Source organism: Lacrimispora struthionigena (assembly GCF_048627165.1).
In the GTDB taxonomy this organism is placed as follows: domain Bacteria; phylum Bacillota; class Clostridia; order Lachnospirales; family Lachnospiraceae; genus Lacrimispora.
Window position 1 is genome coordinate 1,633,971 of the sequence record NZ_JBMBWP010000001.1, and the last position, 19,601, is coordinate 1,653,571.

16 protein-coding genes and 1 other annotated feature are annotated in these 19,601 nt (G+C 43.5%); of the genes, 10 read left to right on the plus strand and 6 right to left on the minus strand.

Features of this window, described 5'->3' with window-relative positions; translation table 11 throughout:
- Positions 1 to 41: 41 nt before the first annotated feature.
- From ACOAOT_RS07460 to ACOAOT_RS07485, 6 genes are all read left to right on the plus strand, one after another.
- A complete protein-coding gene (locus ACOAOT_RS07460) occupies positions 42 to 1,067 on the plus strand; it encodes a sugar kinase (RefSeq protein WP_420216404.1) in 1,026 nt (341 codons plus the stop codon).
- A gap of 331 nt (positions 1,068 to 1,398) precedes the next feature.
- Positions 1,399 to 2,667, plus strand: coding sequence for an ABC transporter substrate-binding protein (locus tag ACOAOT_RS07465; RefSeq protein ID WP_420216405.1), 1,269 nt, complete (start codon positions 1,399 to 1,401; stop codon positions 2,665 to 2,667).
- Positions 2,668 to 2,690: 23 nt separating this feature from the next.
- A complete protein-coding gene (locus ACOAOT_RS07470; protein WP_420216406.1) occupies positions 2,691 to 3,620 on the plus strand; it encodes a carbohydrate ABC transporter permease in 930 nt (309 codons plus the stop codon).
- A 12-nt stretch (positions 3,621 to 3,632) separates the two neighbouring features.
- Positions 3,633 to 4,484 carry a carbohydrate ABC transporter permease gene (locus ACOAOT_RS07475; RefSeq protein ID WP_420216407.1) on the plus strand — a complete coding sequence of 284 codons (852 nt, stop codon included), beginning with the start codon at positions 3,633 to 3,635 and terminating at the stop codon, positions 4,482 to 4,484.
- Between the two features lie 32 nt (positions 4,485 to 4,516).
- Positions 4,517 to 5,560 carry a LacI family DNA-binding transcriptional regulator gene (locus tag ACOAOT_RS07480; protein ID WP_420216408.1) on the plus strand — a complete coding sequence of 348 codons (1,044 nt, stop codon included), beginning with the start codon at positions 4,517 to 4,519 and terminating at the stop codon, positions 5,558 to 5,560.
- Positions 5,561 to 5,577: 17 nt separating this feature from the next.
- A complete protein-coding gene (locus ACOAOT_RS07485; protein WP_420216409.1) occupies positions 5,578 to 7,524 on the plus strand; it encodes a glycoside hydrolase family 127 protein in 1,947 nt (648 codons plus the stop codon).
- A gap of 46 nt (positions 7,525 to 7,570) precedes the next feature.
- Here ACOAOT_RS07485 and ACOAOT_RS07490 read toward each other — a convergent pair whose 3' ends face one another.
- From ACOAOT_RS07490 to ACOAOT_RS07500, 3 genes are read right to left on the minus strand one after another with little or no spacing between them, the layout of a single operon-like run.
- Positions 7,571 to 8,344: an ABC transporter ATP-binding protein gene (locus ACOAOT_RS07490; RefSeq protein WP_420216410.1), complete on the minus strand. Its 774-nt coding sequence runs from the start codon at positions 8,342 to 8,344 to the stop codon at positions 7,571 to 7,573.
- Positions 8,341 to 9,219 (minus strand): ABC transporter permease, encoded by an 879-nt coding sequence (locus ACOAOT_RS07495; protein ID WP_420216411.1) that lies wholly within the window; start codon positions 9,217 to 9,219, stop codon positions 8,341 to 8,343. The genes ACOAOT_RS07490 and ACOAOT_RS07495 overlap by 4 nt, the downstream gene beginning before the upstream one ends.
- A 28-nt stretch (positions 9,220 to 9,247) precedes the next feature.
- Entirely contained in the window at positions 9,248 to 10,297 is a 1,050-nt protein-coding gene (locus ACOAOT_RS07500; RefSeq protein WP_420216412.1) for an ABC transporter substrate-binding protein, read from the minus strand.
- A gap of 80 nt (positions 10,298 to 10,377) precedes the next feature.
- Positions 10,378 to 10,621: a binding site (T-box leader), on the minus strand.
- A 120-nt stretch (positions 10,622 to 10,741) separates the two neighbouring features.
- Here ACOAOT_RS07500 and ACOAOT_RS07505 point away from each other — a divergent pair.
- Positions 10,742 to 11,254 carry a cysteine hydrolase family protein gene (locus ACOAOT_RS07505; protein ID WP_420216413.1) on the plus strand — a complete coding sequence of 171 codons (513 nt, stop codon included), beginning with the start codon at positions 10,742 to 10,744 and terminating at the stop codon, positions 11,252 to 11,254.
- A gap of 60 nt (positions 11,255 to 11,314) precedes the next feature.
- Here the strand turns inward: ACOAOT_RS07505 and aroA are convergent, their stop codons facing one another.
- Genes aroA through aroF form a run of 3 tightly spaced genes read right to left on the minus strand, consistent with a single transcriptional unit; the run spans position 11,315 to position 14,714 of the window.
- Entirely contained in the window at positions 11,315 to 12,592 is a 1,278-nt protein-coding gene (gene aroA, locus ACOAOT_RS07510) for a 3-phosphoshikimate 1-carboxyvinyltransferase (protein WP_420216414.1), read from the minus strand.
- A gap of 12 nt (positions 12,593 to 12,604) precedes the next feature.
- Positions 12,605 to 13,702: a prephenate dehydrogenase/arogenate dehydrogenase family protein gene (locus ACOAOT_RS07515; RefSeq protein WP_420216415.1), complete on the minus strand. Its 1,098-nt coding sequence runs from the start codon at positions 13,700 to 13,702 to the stop codon at positions 12,605 to 12,607.
- On the minus strand, positions 13,695 to 14,714 hold the full coding sequence (gene aroF, locus ACOAOT_RS07520; RefSeq protein ID WP_420216416.1) for a 3-deoxy-7-phosphoheptulonate synthase: 1,020 nt from the start codon (positions 14,712 to 14,714) through the stop codon (positions 13,695 to 13,697). Before aroF ends, ACOAOT_RS07515 begins: the two co-directional genes overlap by 8 nt.
- Before the next feature lie 405 nt (positions 14,715 to 15,119).
- Here aroF and ACOAOT_RS07525 point away from each other — a divergent pair, with 405 nt between their 5' ends.
- The 3 genes from ACOAOT_RS07525 to ACOAOT_RS07535 are packed head-to-tail and all read left to right on the plus strand — an operon-like array spanning position 15,120 to position 19,543.
- Positions 15,120 to 17,558 (plus strand): hypothetical protein, encoded by a 2,439-nt coding sequence (locus ACOAOT_RS07525; protein ID WP_420216417.1) that lies wholly within the window; start codon positions 15,120 to 15,122, stop codon positions 17,556 to 17,558.
- The gene (locus tag ACOAOT_RS07530; RefSeq protein WP_420216418.1) at positions 17,536 to 18,600 is read left to right on the plus strand and encodes an acyltransferase domain-containing protein; all 1,065 of its coding nucleotides are present in this window, start codon (positions 17,536 to 17,538) and stop codon (positions 18,598 to 18,600) included. The genes ACOAOT_RS07525 and ACOAOT_RS07530 overlap by 23 nt, the downstream gene beginning before the upstream one ends.
- Positions 18,601 to 18,622: 22 nt before the next feature.
- Positions 18,623 to 19,543, plus strand: a complete 921-nt coding sequence (locus ACOAOT_RS07535; RefSeq protein WP_420216419.1) for a BadF/BadG/BcrA/BcrD ATPase family protein — start codon at positions 18,623 to 18,625, stop codon at positions 19,541 to 19,543.
- Positions 19,544 to 19,601: the final 58 nt, after the last annotated feature.

A 19,601-nucleotide genomic window follows, 5' to 3' on the forward strand; every position in this document is an offset into this window, starting at 1 on the left:
GCATGACCCCCTTTTTTAAAATCTATGGAGGAACGATCAAGATGAGTGACAGACCATTTGATTTATTAAGCCTGGGAGAATTGCTTTTACGTCTGTCTCCGGACGGAGTGGAAAGACTGGTCCGGGGAGATTCCTTTCAGAAACAGGTTGGTGGAGCAGAGTTAAACGTTGCGGTAGGAGCGGCTCTTTTAGGGCTTCATACCGGTGTGGTTACTCAGCTTCCAGCCAATGATATGGGAAATTTTGTAAAGAACAAAGTGCGTTCTTATGGAATCAGTGATGATTATTTTGTTTATGATAACAGCTCCAATGCCAGACTTGGACTTTATTATTACGAATATGGTGCATATCCAAGAAAACCCAAGGTAATTTACGACAGAAAGAACAGCTCTTTCTATAATATCAGTGAAGCCTCTTTTCCAGAGGACATGTACAAAGCAACCACCTGCTTTCATACCACCGGCATTACCCTTGCTCTGTGTGAGAATACGAGAAAGACTGCCATTGATATGATACGCAAATTTAAAGAGAGCGGCACCATTATTTCTTTTGATGTAAATTTCCGTGGTAATTTATGGTCAGGAGACGAAGCAAGAGCCTGCATCGAGCAGATTCTTCCATTTGTGGACATTTTCTTCTGTTCGGAAGATACAGCAAGGCTGACCTTCAAAAAAGAAGGAACAGCCAAAGAGATGATGAAGAGCTTTACAAAAGATTATCCCATTTCCATCGTGGCTTCTACGCAGAGAATCGTACATAGTCCGAAGAGCCATACCTTCGGTTCCATTATTTACGATGCTGCGAGAAACGAATATTATGAGGAAGAACCATACCATAATATTGATGTTGTTGATCGGATTGGAAGCGGAGATGCTTATATAGCAGGTGCACTTTATGGCCTTTTAAGCACTGGCGGTGACTGCATGAAAGCAGTTCAGTACGGCAATGCCACTGCGGCTTTAAAGAACACCATACCAGGTGATCTTCCAACCTCTGATTTAAGTGAAGTGAATACTGTAATTCGGGAACATAATGATAAGGGACCTCAAAGCGAGATGAGCAGGTAGGTAAATAAGATCCATTGACAGGCGGAGCAGGATAATGAAAATCCTGCTCCGCCTGATTTGATATCAAAAGCTTTATTCCACAACCCATTTAAACCTTTAAATAAAATAAGATGATCTATATGATTTAAAAATAAATTTATAATGCATAATTGACAAAATATAAATTATATTATATAGTTAGGTTAGTTAATGTGCGTAATAAAAGTTCTATAATTTATAATTTAAACGTTTAAACAATGCTAATGCTGAGAGATTCTATATTATCTTTTAGCTATTCTTAAACATGTAAGTTTAAACGATTAAATAAAAAATAATCTGGAGGGAAAATTTTATGAGAAGGAAGAAATTATGGGGACTACTTTTTCTGACAGCGGCTGCAGTGGGAATGCTGGCCGGATGCAGCACAAAGGGGGGAGAGACAGCCGGGGGTACAAAAAAAGACGGAGGACAGAAGGTTACCATCGCTGTATGGAATGAACCCAATAAGGATGAGGCGCTGAATATGTATGCCCAGGCAGAAAAGGCAACCGGAATTAAAGTGGAAGTAACGGTGATTCCGGAAAGCGAATATTCTTCCAAGTTAAATCAGATGGTTTCCACAGGGGATAATTCTGCTGACATCTATGTGATCTGGGAAAATGATATTGCCAATTTTGCCAAGGCAAAAGGTATTATTCCCATGGATGATTACCTGAAAAATTCAACCGTTAAAACAGGAGATTTTATTGACGCAGTCTCCGCACTGTCCGCAGGGCTTGGAGGTACATATGGTCTGCCGTGGTGTGCTGCGACAGAGCTTCTTTTCTATAATAAAGATATGTTTGATGCTGCGGGGATTTCTTATCCGGACAACAACTGGTCTTATGAGGACTATAAGTCCGCTGCAGAAAAGCTGACCCAAAAGGCGGCTGACGGTACAACGAAACAGTATGGCTGTACACTTCCCAATACCCAGACCTGGTGGGCTGGAATTGGCGGAGCAGGCGATCAGGTATACGACCCAGCCAAGGGCCAGATGGTCATTGGAGACGGAGCGGTATCCTTTGTTTCAGATGTAGCTGCCATGGCAAAAAGCGGGGTGATGCCGGAACCATCTTCCGATACGGCAGATTTATTTGCCTCTGGAAAAGCGGCTATGAGCTGGCAGGGAAGCTGGAATATCGGAACTTATGGAAGCAGCCTTCCCTTTCAGTGGGATATTGCTACCATACCTACAGATAAGGTAAAATACAATACCCTTCATACAGGCTTTTACAGTATTAACTCAAAAAGTAAGAACCAGGATGCAGCATTTAAGGTAATCGAATATCTGATGGGAGAGGAGGGGCAGACCATTAACTCAAAGTCCAGCGGCAATCCATCTGCCATCAAATCCATTGCTGAAAAAGGTGCATGGAAGGTGGAAAGTGCCACTACCATCAAAAACTGGGATGCTATGACGGATTCCCTAAAAGCCGGGGTTTTCGGATATACCTGCCTTCCTTCCGGAGTTACCAACAATGCCATCAGCGAATTTAACGCGGCAGTACTTGGCCAGAAGACACCCGAAGAAGCTGTAAAAAAAGCCGATGCCTATGCCCGGGAAACCATTGGTTATTAGACGGTAAGCTGGAAGGAAAGTGAATGATAATGGAAAAAGAAAGCAGTAAGATGGCGAAGAAGAAAAAGCTTATGAATCATTTGACAGCCTATGCTTTTTGCGCTCCGTGGATGATAGGATTTGTATGCTTCACCCTGTTTCCCATTGCCTTTTTATTTGCTGTCAGTCTGACAAACCGGAAACTAAATGGTGTTTCCCAGTTCATAGGTCTGGCCAATTATATAAACATGTTTCAAAGTGCCACGTTTTGGAATTCCATTCGTGTTACCTTGTTTTTCACAATTGTTATGATGATTGTAACTACAATATGGGCTGTAGTTATGGCCCTGCTGCTAAATTACAGGCAAAGGCTCAATGGTCTCTTTCAGTTTTGTTATTTTCTACCGTCGGTTATCCCGACGGTAGCACTTGCCTATACATTCCGAACTATATTCGGTAAGGAAGCAGGGCTTTTAAATGGGATTATTTCTGCATTAACAGGTAAAAATGTGATGATTAACTGGCTGTACGACAGCCGTACCGTCTATCTGGCTCTGTTTTTTATCACCCTCTTTACGTACAACACAGGTCAAATGATGCTGATATTTAGATCCGGTTTAAATGATGTGCCCAGAGAGCTTTATGAGGCATGTGAAATTGACGGAGCCAGTCCATTGAAAAAATTCTTCCGGATTACCCTTCCCATGATATCACCCATTATCCTGTTTAATGCGGTTATGGGTTGTATTAGCGCATTGAATGGCTCATTTGCTCTTTTATATCCACTGACTGGAGAAAATGGTGATCCAAACGGAATGTCACAGGTGCTCAGCCTTCTGATCTATAAAGAAGCATTCAGCAATATGAAGGTAGGCTATGCCTGTGCCATGTCTGTCATACTGTTTCTGATTGCGTGTTGTTTTGGTATCGGTATATTTGCAATCTCAAAAAAGATTGTTTACTATGAAAATTAAAGGGGGAGAGGCATGAAATCAGCTAAAACGAAAAAAAGAGCCAGCCGGATTCTGGTTTTTATGATGAAAATTCTGGTGGGAATAATCATGTTTTCTCCGATTATCTGGGTCCTCACCGGATCTTTTAAGACCTTAACAGAGTTTACTTCATCATCTGGTATTTTTCCTCAGAAAGGGACCTTAGAAAACTATAAGTATATTTTTTATCACTCCAACTATGTGCTTTATGTCAGAAACACAGTTCTTCTGATGGCGGGAACCACTGCGGGAACTTTAATTTCCTCCTCACTGGTTGCCTATCCTCTGGCCAGAATGGAGTTTCCAGGGAAAAATCTGATTTTTTCCCTGATTGTGGGAACAATGATGATTCCAAATATTGCACTCATTGTTCCCCAGTATATCATGTTTGGAAAAGTTGGCTGGCTGGATTCCCTGCTTCCCATGATTGTACCTGCATTTTTTGCATATCCCTATAACGTATTTCTGTTCCGGCAGTTTTTTCGTTCCATCCCCAAGGAACTGGATGAGGCTGCTACCATGGATGGCTGCAGCAGAATCGGTATCTTTTTCCGTGTGCTGATTCCTTTATCAAAGTCAACCTTTACCACAATTGGCGTGTTATCCTGCGTCTTCTGGTGGAACGAACTGACCCAGCCGGTCTTTTACATAAACAGTGATAAATGGAGGACTCTGACCATTGCACTTATGACAACATTTATGTATACTTCAGGTAATGCGTTTGTAATCAACTGGCCTTCTATAATGGCTGCCTCCACACTTATGATTCTGCCTCCCATGCTTCTTTATCTGTTCGGATCCAGATTTTTAGTGGAAGGAATTAAAACGTCCGGGCTGAAGGGCTAAACAGGAAAAAGGAAAGAGAGAGTAGAGAATACATGACACTAAAGGAAATTGCATCAATGGCAGGAGTTTCCGTGGCAACGGTATCGTATGTTTTAAATAATACGGCACAGGTCAGTGATGAAACCAGAAAAAAGGTAGAGAAGATTATCAAGGAAACCGGTTATCGGTCCAATATCCTGGCAAAGAGCTTAAGAAGGAATGAATCCTTTCTGGTAGGAGTGATTGTAGAGGATGTAACAGTATGGCATACGGCTTATATTATTGACGGAATCAATGAGATTGCTGAAGCAAGAGGCTATAACACCATACTGAGCAATTTAAGGCTGTTAAATAAAATTGAATCCCAGTTCGATCACATTTCCAACTATCAGAAGGATATTGATAAGGCACTGGATGTAATGATTGGAATGCAGGTGGATGGCATTATTTATGTAGGCATGCATGACCGGAAAATCAGTCATATCCTGGGCAATATTAAAAAGCCGGTGGTTTACTGCTACTGTTACACTGACGGAGAAGGATCATCGGTTCGCTATAGCAATGAAAAGACAGTTTATCATATGACAAAAATGCTCATTGAAAACGGACATAGAGAGTTTGGGGTTATTAATGGATTAAAGGAGTCAGAGCCCGCCGCATTAAGGTACAATGGGTTTTTGAAAGCTTTAAACGAGGCTGGCATTACCATGAAAGAGGAGAATATAACCTGTGGGAACTGGAAGTACCAGGAAGGAAAAGAAGCTGCCAAAAAACTATTGAATAAAAGCGGTCACCCCACAGCAATTGTGGCAATGAATGATGATATGGCAGTGGGTGTCTGTGATGCAGCAAGAGAGCTGGGGCTGAAGGTACCTGATGATGTTTCTGTCACAGGCTTTGACAATTCTGATATTATTCAATACGTAACGCCAAGGATTACAACCGTGGAACGGCCATTGCAGGAGATGGGCTACCGCGCTATGGAGCTGCTGCTTGAAAATGTAAGCGGAGTCAGCGTTGGAGATGTGAGCATCACACTTCCCTGTACTCTGATTGAAGGGGAGTCGGTAAAAAAACTGAATCAGGAAAATAGATAGCAGAGCGAGGAAAAGGTATGGTGGGAAATAAACTGACGGGTGCAGATTTAAAACATGTTACAATACAGGATACATTCTGGGGTAAATATATAGATCTGGTGGATGAGGTAATTCTGCCATTTCAATGGGACCTGATTAATGACCGGGTGGAGGGAGCGGAAAAAAGCTACTGCATCAGGAATTTCCGCATTGCAGCCGGGAAGGAGACAGGAGAGCATAAGGGGATGGTATTTCAGGATACTGATGCGGCAAAATGGCTGGAGGCAGTTGCCTGTTCCCTTAATAAAAACAGAAATGAGCGCCTTGAAGAAGCGGCGGATCAGGCCATCGATCTGATTGCTGCAGCCCAGTGCGAGGACGGATACCTAAACACTTATTATACAATTACCGGAAATAAAAGATGGTCAGACTTATTTGAAGGACATGAGCTTTATACTGCTGGTCATATGATTGAGGCAGCTGTGGCGTATTATAAGGCCACTGGAAAAAGAAAATTTCTTGATGTAATGTGCAAATTCGCAGATCATCTCTGCCTTGTTTTTGGACCGGAGGAAGGTAAAATTCATGGCTATCCGGGACATCCGGAAGTTGAGCTGGCACTGGTGAAATTATACCGGGTGACGGAAAACAGAAATTATCTCTGGCTTGCGGATTATTTTGTGAGGACAAGGGGAGAGAGACCCTGCTATTTCTTAAATGAGGATTGTATTAAGGACGGGAACTATATTTTCCCTGAATTTAAAGATTTTGATCTGGATTATAATCAGTCCCATATGCCATTGAAGGAACAGGAGACAGCAGAAGGTCATTGTGTCCGGGCTGTTTATCTTTACAGTGCAATGGCAGACCTGGCTTATGAATATCAGGACGGAGCCCTTACCAACCAGTGTGAAGCGCTGTGGGAAAATATTGTAAACAAGCGGATGTATATAACCGGCAGTATTGGATCGGCGGCCTATGGGGAACGGTTTACAGCAGACTATGACCTGCCCAATGATACCAATTATTCAGAATCCTGTGCAACGGTGGGTCTTGCCATGTTCTCCAACCGGATGTTTCATCTCACCAGAGATGGAAAATACATGGACATCGTGGAGAAAGCCCTATATAATACCCTTCTTGCAGGAATTGCCATGGATGGAACACATTTCTTCTACGTAAATCCACTGGAGGTAGTGCCAGAGGTGGCGAAAAAAAATCCCACATACCGGCATATAAAAACCACCAGACAGCTTTGGTTCGGAGTGGCCTGCTGTCCGCCCAATATTGCCAGAACCCTTGCTTCCCTTGGTAATTACATATACGCTTCAGATGAAAGTACGATCTACGTCAATCTTTTTATACGAAGCAGAATGGAGTGTCAGCTCTCAGGCGTTGGCATCTGCGTAAGTCAGGAATGCAACTATCCTGAAAATGGAACGGTTACTCTTTCCATAAGTCCGGAAAAACCAGGAAGCCAGTTTACCCTTGCTGTGCGCATTCCTTCTTACTGCAAGGGAGCGGTACTTAAAATCAATGGAAAAGAAGAGACTGGAACCCTGGAAAAAGGGTATCTTTATTTAAACCGAATTTGGGAAATGGATGATAAGGTTGTTATGGAACTGAATGTTCCGTTTCGATACGTCAGATCCAACCCCAGGGTACGCCATAATATAGGAAAAGTAAGCCTGATGAAGGGACCGGTGGTTTATTGTCTGGAAGAGGCGGATAATGGAAAATATCTATCCGGGACGGTTATCGATACCAGCGTAGGGCCACAGGAAGAATATGACCATGAGCTCTTAAGAGGCACCCTGTGCGCCAGATTACAGGGAAGCCGTATTGATTATGAAAAGGCAGGAGATTCTCTATATGGAGAAGAGAGGCCGGTTTATAAAAAAACAGAGTTGAAAGCAATCCCTTACTTTTGCTGGAACAATAGGGGAGAGGGAGAGATGACTGTCTGGATGAGAGAAAAGGAATAGAAATAAGCCTGGATCATTGAGTTGATTTGATCCAGGCTTATTATTTTTAGTTTCCGCATTCCACGCTGATTTCATTAAATTTCTCAAGAATAAAGTTAATATCCAGGCCATTTTTTTCTTCATCTGCGCAGTCCACAACTGCATTGCCCTGATGCATCATCAGAAGCCTGTTTCCGTAATCCACTGCGTAGCGCAGGTTATGGGTTACCATGATGGTCGTCAGCTGTTTCTCTTTCACGATCTTATCTGTCAGCTGCATGATAATCTCAGCAGTTTTGGGGTCAAGTGCTGCTGTGTGTTCATCAAGAATCAAAAACTCGATGGGAGTCATGGTTGACATTAAAAGTGCCATAGCCTGTCTCTGACCTCCGGATAAAACTCCAACCTTAACGTGAAGTTTGTCTTCCAGTCCAAGACCTAATGTATGAAGCTGTTCTTTGTAATAGCCAATCCGCTGCTTATTGGTTCCGGGAAGTAAATTAAAGGGTTTTCCTTTCGTATCAGCCAGTGCCATATTTTCCAGAATGGTCATGTTCGGGCAGGTTCCCATGGCGGGGTTCTGATAGACTCTTCCTATGCGCCGCTGGCGGCGGTATTCGGGCATGCTGGTGATATCGGTGCCGTTAATGAGTATGGATCCGCTGTCTAAAGGAATGCTGCCGCAGATCAGATTTAAAAGAGAAGTCTTTCCAGATCCGTTGCTTCCCACAACAGAAACAAACTGCTGATCCTTTATGGTTAATTCAAAATTGTGGAACAGACACATTTCATTGACAGTCCCGTGATTGTAATATTTATGAATGTTTTTCAGTTCAATCATGCTTTCACCTTCTTTTCCCTGCCGTTGCTCAGTACCAGAATGGCCAGGAATAAAACTGATGTGATCAGTTTTAAGTCTGAAGCTTCCATCCCTAAGAAAATTGCAAACGATACGCAGGCTTTGTAAATGATAGAGCCTATAATGACAGCAGTGGTTGATTTTACAAATCCGATCCGTTTAAAAAGCTTTGTACCGATAATGACATTGGCAAGCCCGATGACGATGGTTCCGGTTCCCATGCTGATTTCAAAGAAGCCTTTTTGCTGGCAGTATACAGAACCTGCCAGAGCAGCCAGACCATTTGCAATTGCAAGCCCCACAATTTTAACCATCCCTCTGTCTTTCGCCAGGGAAGTGACAAGTGTTTCGTTATCGCCAACTGCCCTTAACAGATATCCGGAGCGGGTTTTTAAGTACTGGTCTAAAATAAATTTTACTACGAAAACGATGACTGCCAGAATCACAACCGCAGTAACGCTGCTTAGTGACGCCGGAAACAGCCTGTTAACCAGGCTGTTTTCAAAAATGGTGCTCACATTGAAAAATGGAACATTGGCTTTTCCGGCAACTCTTAAATTAACGGAGTACAAAGCAGTCATGACAATAATACCAGACAAAAGATCCCGCACTTTTAATTTTACATGGATAAAACCTGTGATGCACCCGGCCAGAGCTCCGATGGCAAATGCGATAAACAGGGTTGCCAGAGGATTTATACCAGCTAATATAAGTGTAACGGTGACAGCGCCTCCAAGGGGAAACGTGCCATCAACGGAAAGATCGGGAAAATCCAGAATCTTATAGGTGATGTATACGCCCAGCGCCATAATGGCATAAACCAGACCTTCTTCCAAAACGCCAAGTATAATTGACATGATTTAACTTCCTCCACTTAGTTTCTTCTTATTTTGTTCCTTTTGAAATATCAGTAAACACCTTGGCAGCAGAGTCGGTCAGTTCCTTTGGTAAGGTAATACCAAGTGTATCAGCAACCTTGGAATTTCCGTAAAATGCTGCATCTTTAATTACTTCAAAGTTTAATTCGCTTGCTTTGGCTTCTCCCTTTAAAACCTTAGCAGCCATAACGCCGGTCTGTTTTCCTAAATCCACATAATCAAGACCCATTGCTGCAAGGCAGCCGATTTTTACCTGTTCCACTTCACTGCCGAATACCGGTATGTTTTTCTTGCCTGCTTTGTCAAGGATAAGTGGGAGAGAGCTGACTACGGTATTATCAGTTAAATTGTTAAGGCAGTCAACCTTTTCTAAAAGACTGTCAGTTGCCAGGGAAATATCAGCAGTAGAGGTAACTGCGCCTTCCACGATTTCAAATCCATAATTTGCAGCAGCAGCTTTGTATTCTTTAATTGCTGTCTCTGAGTTTACTTCGCTTGTGCTGTATAAAATACCGATTTTCTTTGCATCCGGAAGAATCTTGCGGATCATTTCCAACTGTTTTTCAACAGGAAGCTTGTCGCTGGTGCCGGTTATTTCCCCCACCGGAGTTCCGTCTTCTTTGGCAAGAGCAGCAGCCACCGGATCAGTTACGGCTGTAAAAATAACAGGTACGTTGACTTTTTTAGCTCCGCCGTAGGCAGCCTGTGCCATGGGAGTTGCAATGGCGCAGATCAGATCAGTCTTCTTTGCAAGAAAGTTGTTTACGATCTGGCTTGCTGTACCACCGTCAGCCTGTGCATTTTCATAAAGGACAGTTAAGTTCTTTCCTTCCTCAATCCCTTCTGCGGCAAGTCCCTGTAAAAACCCTTCCCGACAGTTGTCGAGAGAGCCGTGCTCTGCAAACTGGGCGATTCCGATGGTATAAGTTCCTGCCTCACTTTTTGCAGATGCTGCTGATGTGGTTTCCTGTGCCTTTTCCGGTGCTTTGCCAGAGGCACATCCGGTGAGAGAAGCAGCAAGTGCTGCCAGTAACATGATTTTTAAAGATTTTTTCATAATAATTCCTCCTAGAATTTATTTTTATTGATAGAATCCCTTTTGTTGCATAAAAAAAGTCCCAAGTATGTTATACACATACTTGAGACGAATCATACAATCCGCGGTGCCACTCAAATTGGCTTACTATAAGCCCTCTTTTCATATACTAACATATATGCCACATCATATAACGGTTGTGGATTCCGTCAGCCCCTACTACCATTCGGTTCAAGGCTGCCCTCAAAAGTCCATTCAGCTATCTGCACTATACCGCACTCACACCACCGGCGGCTCTCTGAAATACTGCTGGGAAAGCTTACTCTTCTTTTTCAACGGTTTCTTTTATTAATCAATATATTAATGCGTGAAAGGAATTTTGTCAACAGGTAATTAAAAAAACTTTATTTATTTTCCCGAATCTGTGATAGAATAAAAAAAAGATGTGGGCTGAAAGGAGAATTTATGAACAGACTGTTAGTTGTGGTGGACATGCAGAAGGATTTTATAGACGGTTCATTGGGAACGGTAGAGGCGCAGGCAATCGTTGCCAACGTAAAAAAGAAAATTGAAGAATATCAGGCTGCAGGAGACGATGTGATCTTTACTCTTGATACTCATGAAGATAATTATATGGATACCCAGGAAGGAAAGAACCTTCCAGTTCTGCACTGCGTGAAGGGGACCTCCGGTTGGGAACTGGCTGATGTTTTAAAAGAGATACCGGGCAGGCGTTTTGAGAAAAACACCTTTGCAAGTACGGCTGTGGGGGAATATGCAGCATCAGGCAATTATGAATCCATAGAGCTGATCGGTCTGTGCACCGATATCTGCGTTATCTCCAATGCCCTGTTAATCAAGGCTTTTCTTCCGGAGACTCCGGTACTTGTGGATTCTTCCTGCTGTGCGGGAGTAACACCAGAAAGTCATGAAAATGCGCTGAATTCCATGAAGATGTGCCAGGTTACCATTTTATAAATAAAATATAAAAAGCAAAAAAACAACTCATGCAGTTGCTTTTTTGCTTTTTTATTGTAATTATCTGCCCAGGCGTTCTAAGTCCTGATAGAAACCGGGGTAGGAGATATTTACGCATTCTGCTCCCTTAATTTCTGTTTCCCCCTCTGCACATAATCCGGCAACCGCGAAGGTCATGGCAATTCTATGATCCAGTTTACTGTCGATCACGGCTCCATGAAGGGTTCTGCCCCCACGGATGATCATCCCATCCTCTGTCTCTGTGACATCGGCGCCCATTGCAGAAAGATTGCGTACCATTACTTCAATGCGGTTGGATTCCTTTACCTTTAATTCCCCTGCATCTCTTATTACGGTTTCCCCCTCTGCAAAGCATGCCATGGCAGCTATGACAGGAAGTTCATCAATTAATGTGGGGATGATGGAACCACCTATTTCTGTTCCGCGAAGAGTACTGTATTTTACAAGAATATCAGCAGTCGGTTCACCGGAATCGGTATTTTTGTTAAGCAGTGTGATGTCTGCACCCATATCCCTGCATACGGAAAGAATTCCGTCTCTGGTTGGATTGATTCCCACATGCTTTAAAAGTATTTCAGAGCCAGGTACTAAAAGACCTGCTGCGATGAAAAAGGCGGCAGAGGAGATATCTCCAGGAACCACGATTCTGTTTCCGTACAATTCCTTCGCAGGCCGAATGGTAGCAGTTGTACCTTCTGTGGATACATCAGCACCAAAGTATTTCAGCATGATTTCAGAATGGTTTCTTGATACATAAGGTTCCGTTACCTTTGTCTCTCCATCCGCATAAAGACCTGCCAGAAGTATGGCTGATTTTACCTGGGCAGAGGCTACCTTGCTGGTATAATGAATGCCGTAAAGCTTCTTTCCGGTAATGGCAAGAGGCGCACAACCATTGCCTTCCAGGCTTCTTATGTCTGCGCCCATATGTGAGAGCGGATCCATGATCCGTTTCATCGGCCGCTTTTTAATGGAATCATCGCCGGTAAGAGTGACGTCAAAGTCCTGGGCTGCCAGAATGCCGGATATGAGGCGGGTGGTGGTACCGCTGTTTCCGCAGTCCAGTATTGTATCCGGTTTTTTCAGCCCCAACAGACCGTTTCCGTGAACGATCACAGAGTCCCCGTTATTTTCAATCCCGATTCCCATTTTTTCAAAGCAGGCAATGGTGGACAGACAGTCAGCGCCCTGTAGAAAATTGGTGATCTCAGTGGTTCCCTTTGCCAGAGAACCGAACATTATACTGCGGTGGGAAATGGATTTATCGCCAGGTATGGATAGTTCTCCCCTGAGAGGGGAGGCTTTTGTAAATTTCATAGGATACCTCTCTTAATTGGATATTAATTCATAATGATAGCGTTCCAGCTGCTTCCAGGCCTGATCCATGGTTTCCTTGTCGTAAAATGCAATGCGCAGAGTTCCTTCTCCGTGCTCTCTGTTATGATTGATTCCGATATTCCGGATACTGATCCCTTTGGCAGCCAGGATAACAGAAAGGGTGGAAATGGCACCAACTTCATCTGCCATATCAACGGTAAAGGAATATTCAGGCGCAATGGGACCGGTTGCTTTTTCAGAAAAAGAATTCCGGTAATCCCTGGAGGTTTCAAACAGCTGGTTGATATAACTGCCATTTTTTTTATTTAATTCACCCAGAATCAGATTTAAGGAAGCGATGTAGCGCTCCAGAATAAGAGAAAGATTTTTATGGTTTGTCATACAGATCTGTTCCCACATTTCCGGTGAAGAGGAGGCGATTCGCGTGATATCCTTAAATCCTCCGGCAGCAAGCCGTTTCATAAGACCCTGCTGGTTGTCAGAGTCCTTTACTAAGTTTACCAGACTTGAGGCAACGATATGGGGCAGATGACTGATAGCAGCCGTCACAAAATCGTGCTCATGATAATCTAAAACGATGGGAATGGAACCAATCATCTCTGCAATATGTACGAGACGATTGGTCTGCTCCTTCGTTGTCTGCGCAGTCGGAGTAATAATATAGTAAGCATTTTCCAGCAAATGATCCGTAGAATTTTCATAGCCTGTTTTTTCTGAGCCTGCCATTGGGTGGCCGCCCACAAACCAGGATTCCATTCCAAGGCGGATTACGGCTTCGTGGATGTCGGTTTTGGTGCTCCCCACATCGGTGACGATAGCTCCTGGTTTTAAAAAGGGCTGGATTTTGCTTAGATATTCTGCATTGTATTCCACTGGCGTACAAAGGAATATAAAGTCACATTCCGAAAGCTCTTCTCCAATACCGTCGAGAATAACATCTACGATGCCGTCTTCTCTGGCTTTGTCAAGTCTGGAACGTGTCCGCATATAAGCCATTATTTTTGTATCTGGAGCTTCACGCTTGATCCCCCGGGCAATCGATCCCCCGATCAGACCAAGCCCGATAAAGGCAATGACTTCATCATTCATTGAAAACCCTCCCTGAAAGTTTTGCGTAAGGCTGTAACTGCTCTGTCAACTGTTCAAACTGCTCAAAGGTGAGAGACTGAGGACCATCAGATAATGCACAGGAAGGACAGGGATGAACTTCCACAATCAGACCGTCTGCACCCACTGCAAGGGCTGCCTTGGAGATGGGCTCAATGTAAGCACGTACTCCAGTGGCATGACTGGGATCCACAATAATCGGAAGATGGCTCTTGGACCGGATAACCGGAATTGCGCTGATATCCAGGGTGTTTCTGGTTGCAGTTTCATATGTGCGGATTCCTCTTTCACAAAGAACAATGTTGGGATTGCCTTCGGAAGCGATGTATTCTGCTGCATTTAACCACTCGTCAATGGTAGCGCAGAGACCTCTTTTTAAGAGAACAGGAATTCCTGCTTTTCCTGCTTCTTTTAAAAGCTCAAAATTCTGCATGTTTCTTGCGCCGATCTGGATCATATCCACGTATTTTACCGCAGTTTCCAGTGCTCTGAGACTGGTCACCTCACAGACTACATTCAGTCCAGTCGCCTCTCTGGCTTCTTTCATGTATTGTAATCCTTCTTCTTCCAGACCCTGAAATGCGTAGGGGGAAGTTCTTGGCTTGTAAGCGCCTCCTCTTAAGAACTGTGCTCCGGCTTTTTTTACTGCATAGGCAGTTTCTAAAAGCATGTCATGGTTTTCGATGGCACAGGGACCCGCCATCATGGTAAGGTGGCCTGGGCCGATTTTGGCATTGCCCACTGTAATAACAGAATCTTCCGGGTGAAACTTCTTGTTTACGACCTTGTAGCTTTCTGTTACCGCAACGATTTTATCAACCCCATCCATCATCTCAATATTAGCACCCTGAAGTTTCGTTTTATCCCCTACAACACCTACTATGGTTACTTCCGTTCCCTCTGATAAATGAGCGGTCAGGCCGTTGGATTCAATCAAGTGCTTTACTTTACTTACAGCCTCTGCAGAAGCGTTTGGTTTCATAATAATAATCATATCTCTTTTTCCTCTTTTCTTACAAATGATTAATCCCCATTGTAATGGATAGCGGGGAAGTTGTCAACGCTTTTATACGTTAAAGTTTAACACTTTAAAGTAAATTATTAATTTAAAAATTTTTATTGGTAATTTTGCACAGTGAAAAAGGGTAAGATCTAGATTTATTATGATAAATTTGCCTGCAAATTATAAGAAATATTAGTGAAGCCGTCAAAAATAATCTCCTGACACACGGACATTTTTGTATAAATAGCAGTTATATACCAAGAATATGTTAAAAAAAGTTACATCAAACGTGGAAAATGCCATGTAATTTTCTACGTAAATCATTTAATATAGAGATAAAACAAGTCAAAAATATATTTATTTATGCACCAATTGGGGCAGTAAAGGGATAAGACAATGGAAAAATTACAATTGAACAGAACCGGGTTTCTAACGAATTACCTGATTTCCGGTCCAAAAGTAACGGATTTTATCAATCATGAATCAGATGACAACCAGCTGCGTTATGAACAGCATTTAAGATCCCTCGTGGCGGACTTAAACAAATCCTGCCCCGAAGGCCCGGTTATCCTTGGGGAAAACAGCAGACTTCAGATGCCGTGGAAGTATTATTATCATTATGGAAACTGGTTTGTAGATGAAAGCACATTCTATTCTACATTGCAGAAAGTGGAACTGGATGCAGTGACGGGAATCGAGGTAAAAGAAGACATCACAGTGAATGCTGTTGTATGGTCCTATGCGGCAGTAGATGTGTGGTGCAATGGAGAACTGGTGTGCCGCATGGATACGCCGGTTTATAAGCCCATTAAAAAGAAACAGATGGAGCTTCGGCTGAAAAAAGGAATCAATGAAATTTATATCAGTCTGCAGACACTTGGTGTCAGGGATACAAGAACGTTATTTGGCATTCAGATTATGGATCATATGGAAGAGATCTGTGTTGTACTGCCTGATGAGAAACATACCGATGAACTGGTACGGATGGAAAACTGGCTCAGTTCCATCTCCATTAAAAATTCCATCATGACTTTTAAGGAAAGTGCTCCCGAAGGTGCCTCTTTGGCCTATGACAGCCAAAGTCCTGATTTTGCACAGGTGAAAAGCCGGAAGGAATGGCAGGAGATCAGCGGGAAAAATCAGGTGAAGCTTGAGGCCGGGAAGCCAGGTGTTATTTTAGTAAGTGTAAAAAATGACCATGGAGTACTCACCAGAAAAGTGGAGAATATCCTGGCTCAGAAACCGGAATATGGGAAAGACAAAGGCTTTGAGGAGAATAAAAAAGCTATTTTTCATAGAATTGCAGAAGCAGAAAGTTTGTCCAGAGGGGATAAATTCGGATTTTCCATTTCTAATATTCTTGCAAGAAAAGCCCTTGGAATGGACCGCGGGCGGGATATAGAACTTCTTTTTGAGACTCTGGATCAGATTGAAAGCAGATACGACTGCTCTGATTTTCTGGTGTGCGGCATGGTCCGGTATCTAAAGAATTATCCGGTCAGTGAGGATCTGGCGAAACGTGCAAAAGAAGTTCTTTTAAACTGGCGTTACTGGATGGATCAAAAAGGATCTGACGCCATGTGCTTCTGGAGCGAAAACCATTCTCTTATGTTCTATACCTGCGCCATGAATGCAGGAGAGATGTACCCGGATGAGTATTTCCCGCGGGCAGACATGACCGGCAGAGAGCTTTTTAAAATCGGAAGAGCTAAAGTTGAAGCATGGCTGGCGGATGTGGAGGAACATGGATTTGAAGAATTCTTAAGCACAGTTTATATGTGCGTTACGTTTGCAGCACTGTTAAATGTAATTGATTTTTCAGAGGAAGCCATTTCAAAAAGGGCAGTCAGGATTACCGATAAACTTCTTGAAATGCTGTGCCTCCATACCTATGACGGTGTTGTAATCGCACCTATGGGACGCGTATACAGGGAAGTGATCCATCCCTTTGAGCAGGGAGCCCAGGCACTGATGAATTTAATCAATCCTGACGTCCCTTATTCCTACGGAGAAGGCTGGCTGGGCTTTTATTCTTGCAGCAGCTACAAACTTCCAGAAGGATTAAAAGAACTTATGGAGCGTCCGGCAGATATGGATTATTCCACTGGAAATGCGCTCATAAGGCTGAAGAAAACATCAGAGTACTGTATGACTTCTGTTCAGTCACCAAGACCGGACCCGGAATTTAAACGCTGGAAAAACCTGACTCTTGATCCCGATTCCGATCCCACAACCTGTGAATACACCAAGTCGCTGAATGAACGGTTCCATGGAACTACCTGCTTTGAGCCTGGCGTATATGGCTATCAGCAGCATATGTGGTATGCAGCCCTTGATATGGAGACCGACATCTTTACAAACCACCCGGGCGGAACCTGTGATTCCTGTTCCATGAGACCGGGATACTGGTTCGGTAATGGAGTAATGCCTGCACTGGTTCAGGAAGGAAATTTACTGGGAGCTGTTTATCATATACCAGAGGAGCATCCCATTCATTTCACCCATGCTTATTTTCCTTCACCGAAGTTTTCCGAGACCATGATCTCCGGCAATTGGCTTTTCGGCAGTAAGGCAGGTGGCTTTGTGGCTCTTTGGTGCAGCAGTACGTTGGAACCCGTGGATGACCAGCTGTTTGAATGCGAATTCCGTACCTATGGGGATGATATTGCTTACTTCTGTGTATGTGCAGATAATCAGGAATTTAAATCCCTTGCCCAGTTTTCAGCCTATGCAGAAAATCTCAGACCGGTATTTGATGAAAAGCAACGTATTTTAACAGCAGGACCGTTGAAAGTGGGATTTACAAATAACAATGACAAAACTCAGTATATTTAGTGAAGATACTCAGGCAGCGGTGGCTTTTTTTGCCGCTGCCTACGAGAGTAATGAATATTTTATAAGAAATTACAGCAGATGCCGGGAACTTCTGCTGGTGGAAAAAGATCCTGAGGGAGCAGCAGAAGCCGTGATGTTTGGAATCAGGCATGCCAGACTCCTTCATTTGGATGACTTTTTGCTTCCTGTTATTTACATTGACTGGATGTTGCCGGAACTGGTACAGGAATTAAAAAAGCAGGGCATACCGGAAGCTGTTATCCGGGATTCTTTCAAAGATGTTGAAATATGGATTCAGTCATTTCGCAAATATCATAATGGCCAGGTGGGGATTGACCGGATTGAGTGGGTATTCCACTCCCTTACCGGAAAAGTCCGAAGATTTGGCAGTCTGCAGTTTGAGGAAGTGACTTATGAATTCCCGTTTGTGATTTTTGAAAACAGACAATCCGGTGAGTTTCAGGCACTGGCATGTCCGGATCTGATGATTGATCAGGACGGATATATCTCAGGCACAAATGGAAGAAGTGTGAAACGTGAAACAGAAACCTTTCTGGATTTTGGAGACAGTGCTTTGACTGGATATATGGTGGATTTAAAATCAGGAACAGTAAAGATGGATGCTCCCGTACTGTTGGATCAAAAGGAGTGGGACCTTAAGCTTGCACCGGGAGAGAAGGCGGTTGCCGTTCATATTCCGGAAGGTTCTGATTTATCTCCTGACAGCATTGACTCTTCTTTTCATACTGCAAAGAACTATTATGAAAATCAGATTCTTGTCTGCGACAGCTGGCTTCTGGATCCCCATCTTAATCATATTCTGCCTGAGTCCAGCAAAATTATAAGCTTTATGAAACGATTTCATAAAATGCCTGTACTAACCGGGCAGCCACAGATACTGGAACGGGTTATGGGCTTTGATTTTACCATGGAAGCACTGGAATATTTTTCCTGCACTACTTCGCTGCAGGCCTCATTAAAGAAGTATCTTTTAGATGGAAATGAGATGTTTACCACAGCAGGTTTTATGCTATGGAGATAACAACCGGGAGGAGTACAAGGCTATGACAGGATATTATGCCGGACTGGATGTGGGAGGAACCAATGGACGTTTAAAGATCTGCGATCCCGCAGGTAACGTGCTGGGTGAATTTACAGCACCTGGCTGCAGCCTCAACACAGATGGAGCCGAAAAAAGCAGGCTGCGTTACCGGGAACTGGTAATCCCAGCTTTAAAAGAGCTGAATCTGGATCCGGGCAGCTGCCTGGGGATCTGTGTGGCAGCAAGTGGAATTGATGTTCCGGCGCATGAACGTGATTGCAGATCCTTTTTTGTAGAAATGGAATTTTTGCCTGACAAACTGAAGGTAATCAATGACTGCGAAGTATTTCTTTATGTGACCGAAACGCCGGCTCTTATAATAATATCCGGCACCGGTTCCGTATGCTTTGGAAGAGATGAGAACGGGCTCATACACAGAACAGGAGGCTATAATCACATTGTAAGCGATGAAGGCAGCGGTTTTGATCTGGGACTAAAGGTTTTAAGATCGGTAGGCAATGATTTATCCGGGCGGGGCGGGAGTCCCATTCTTACGCCTCTTTTTATCAAGTCGACCGGAATTGATACATTGGGAAAAATAGATGATTATATCAATGCTAATCTTATGGAGAAATCCCAGATCGCCAGATTCTCCCTTCTTGCCTGTCAGGCGGCAGCATTAGGAGACGAGACTGCCATAGAGATTCACCGGGAATGTGCAGACGCCTTATGGGGGCTGATCCGTGATACTGCAGCTAAAATGGAAGCAGATGGATTTGATCTCTGGTACTGGGGAAGCCTTCTTGTGAAAAATGATATTCTGCGGGAGATGGTGGATGAAAGAGTTAACAAAGGACTGCCGGGGGTGAGGACTTCCATACCACGGATTACAGCACTTGATGCAGCACTCCAGGCTGCAGTGAAATTGCATCACATACCCTGAAAAATCGGATTTTGGTATAAATACAATATTTATAGGTGAATATAGGAAAAGAAGAGGG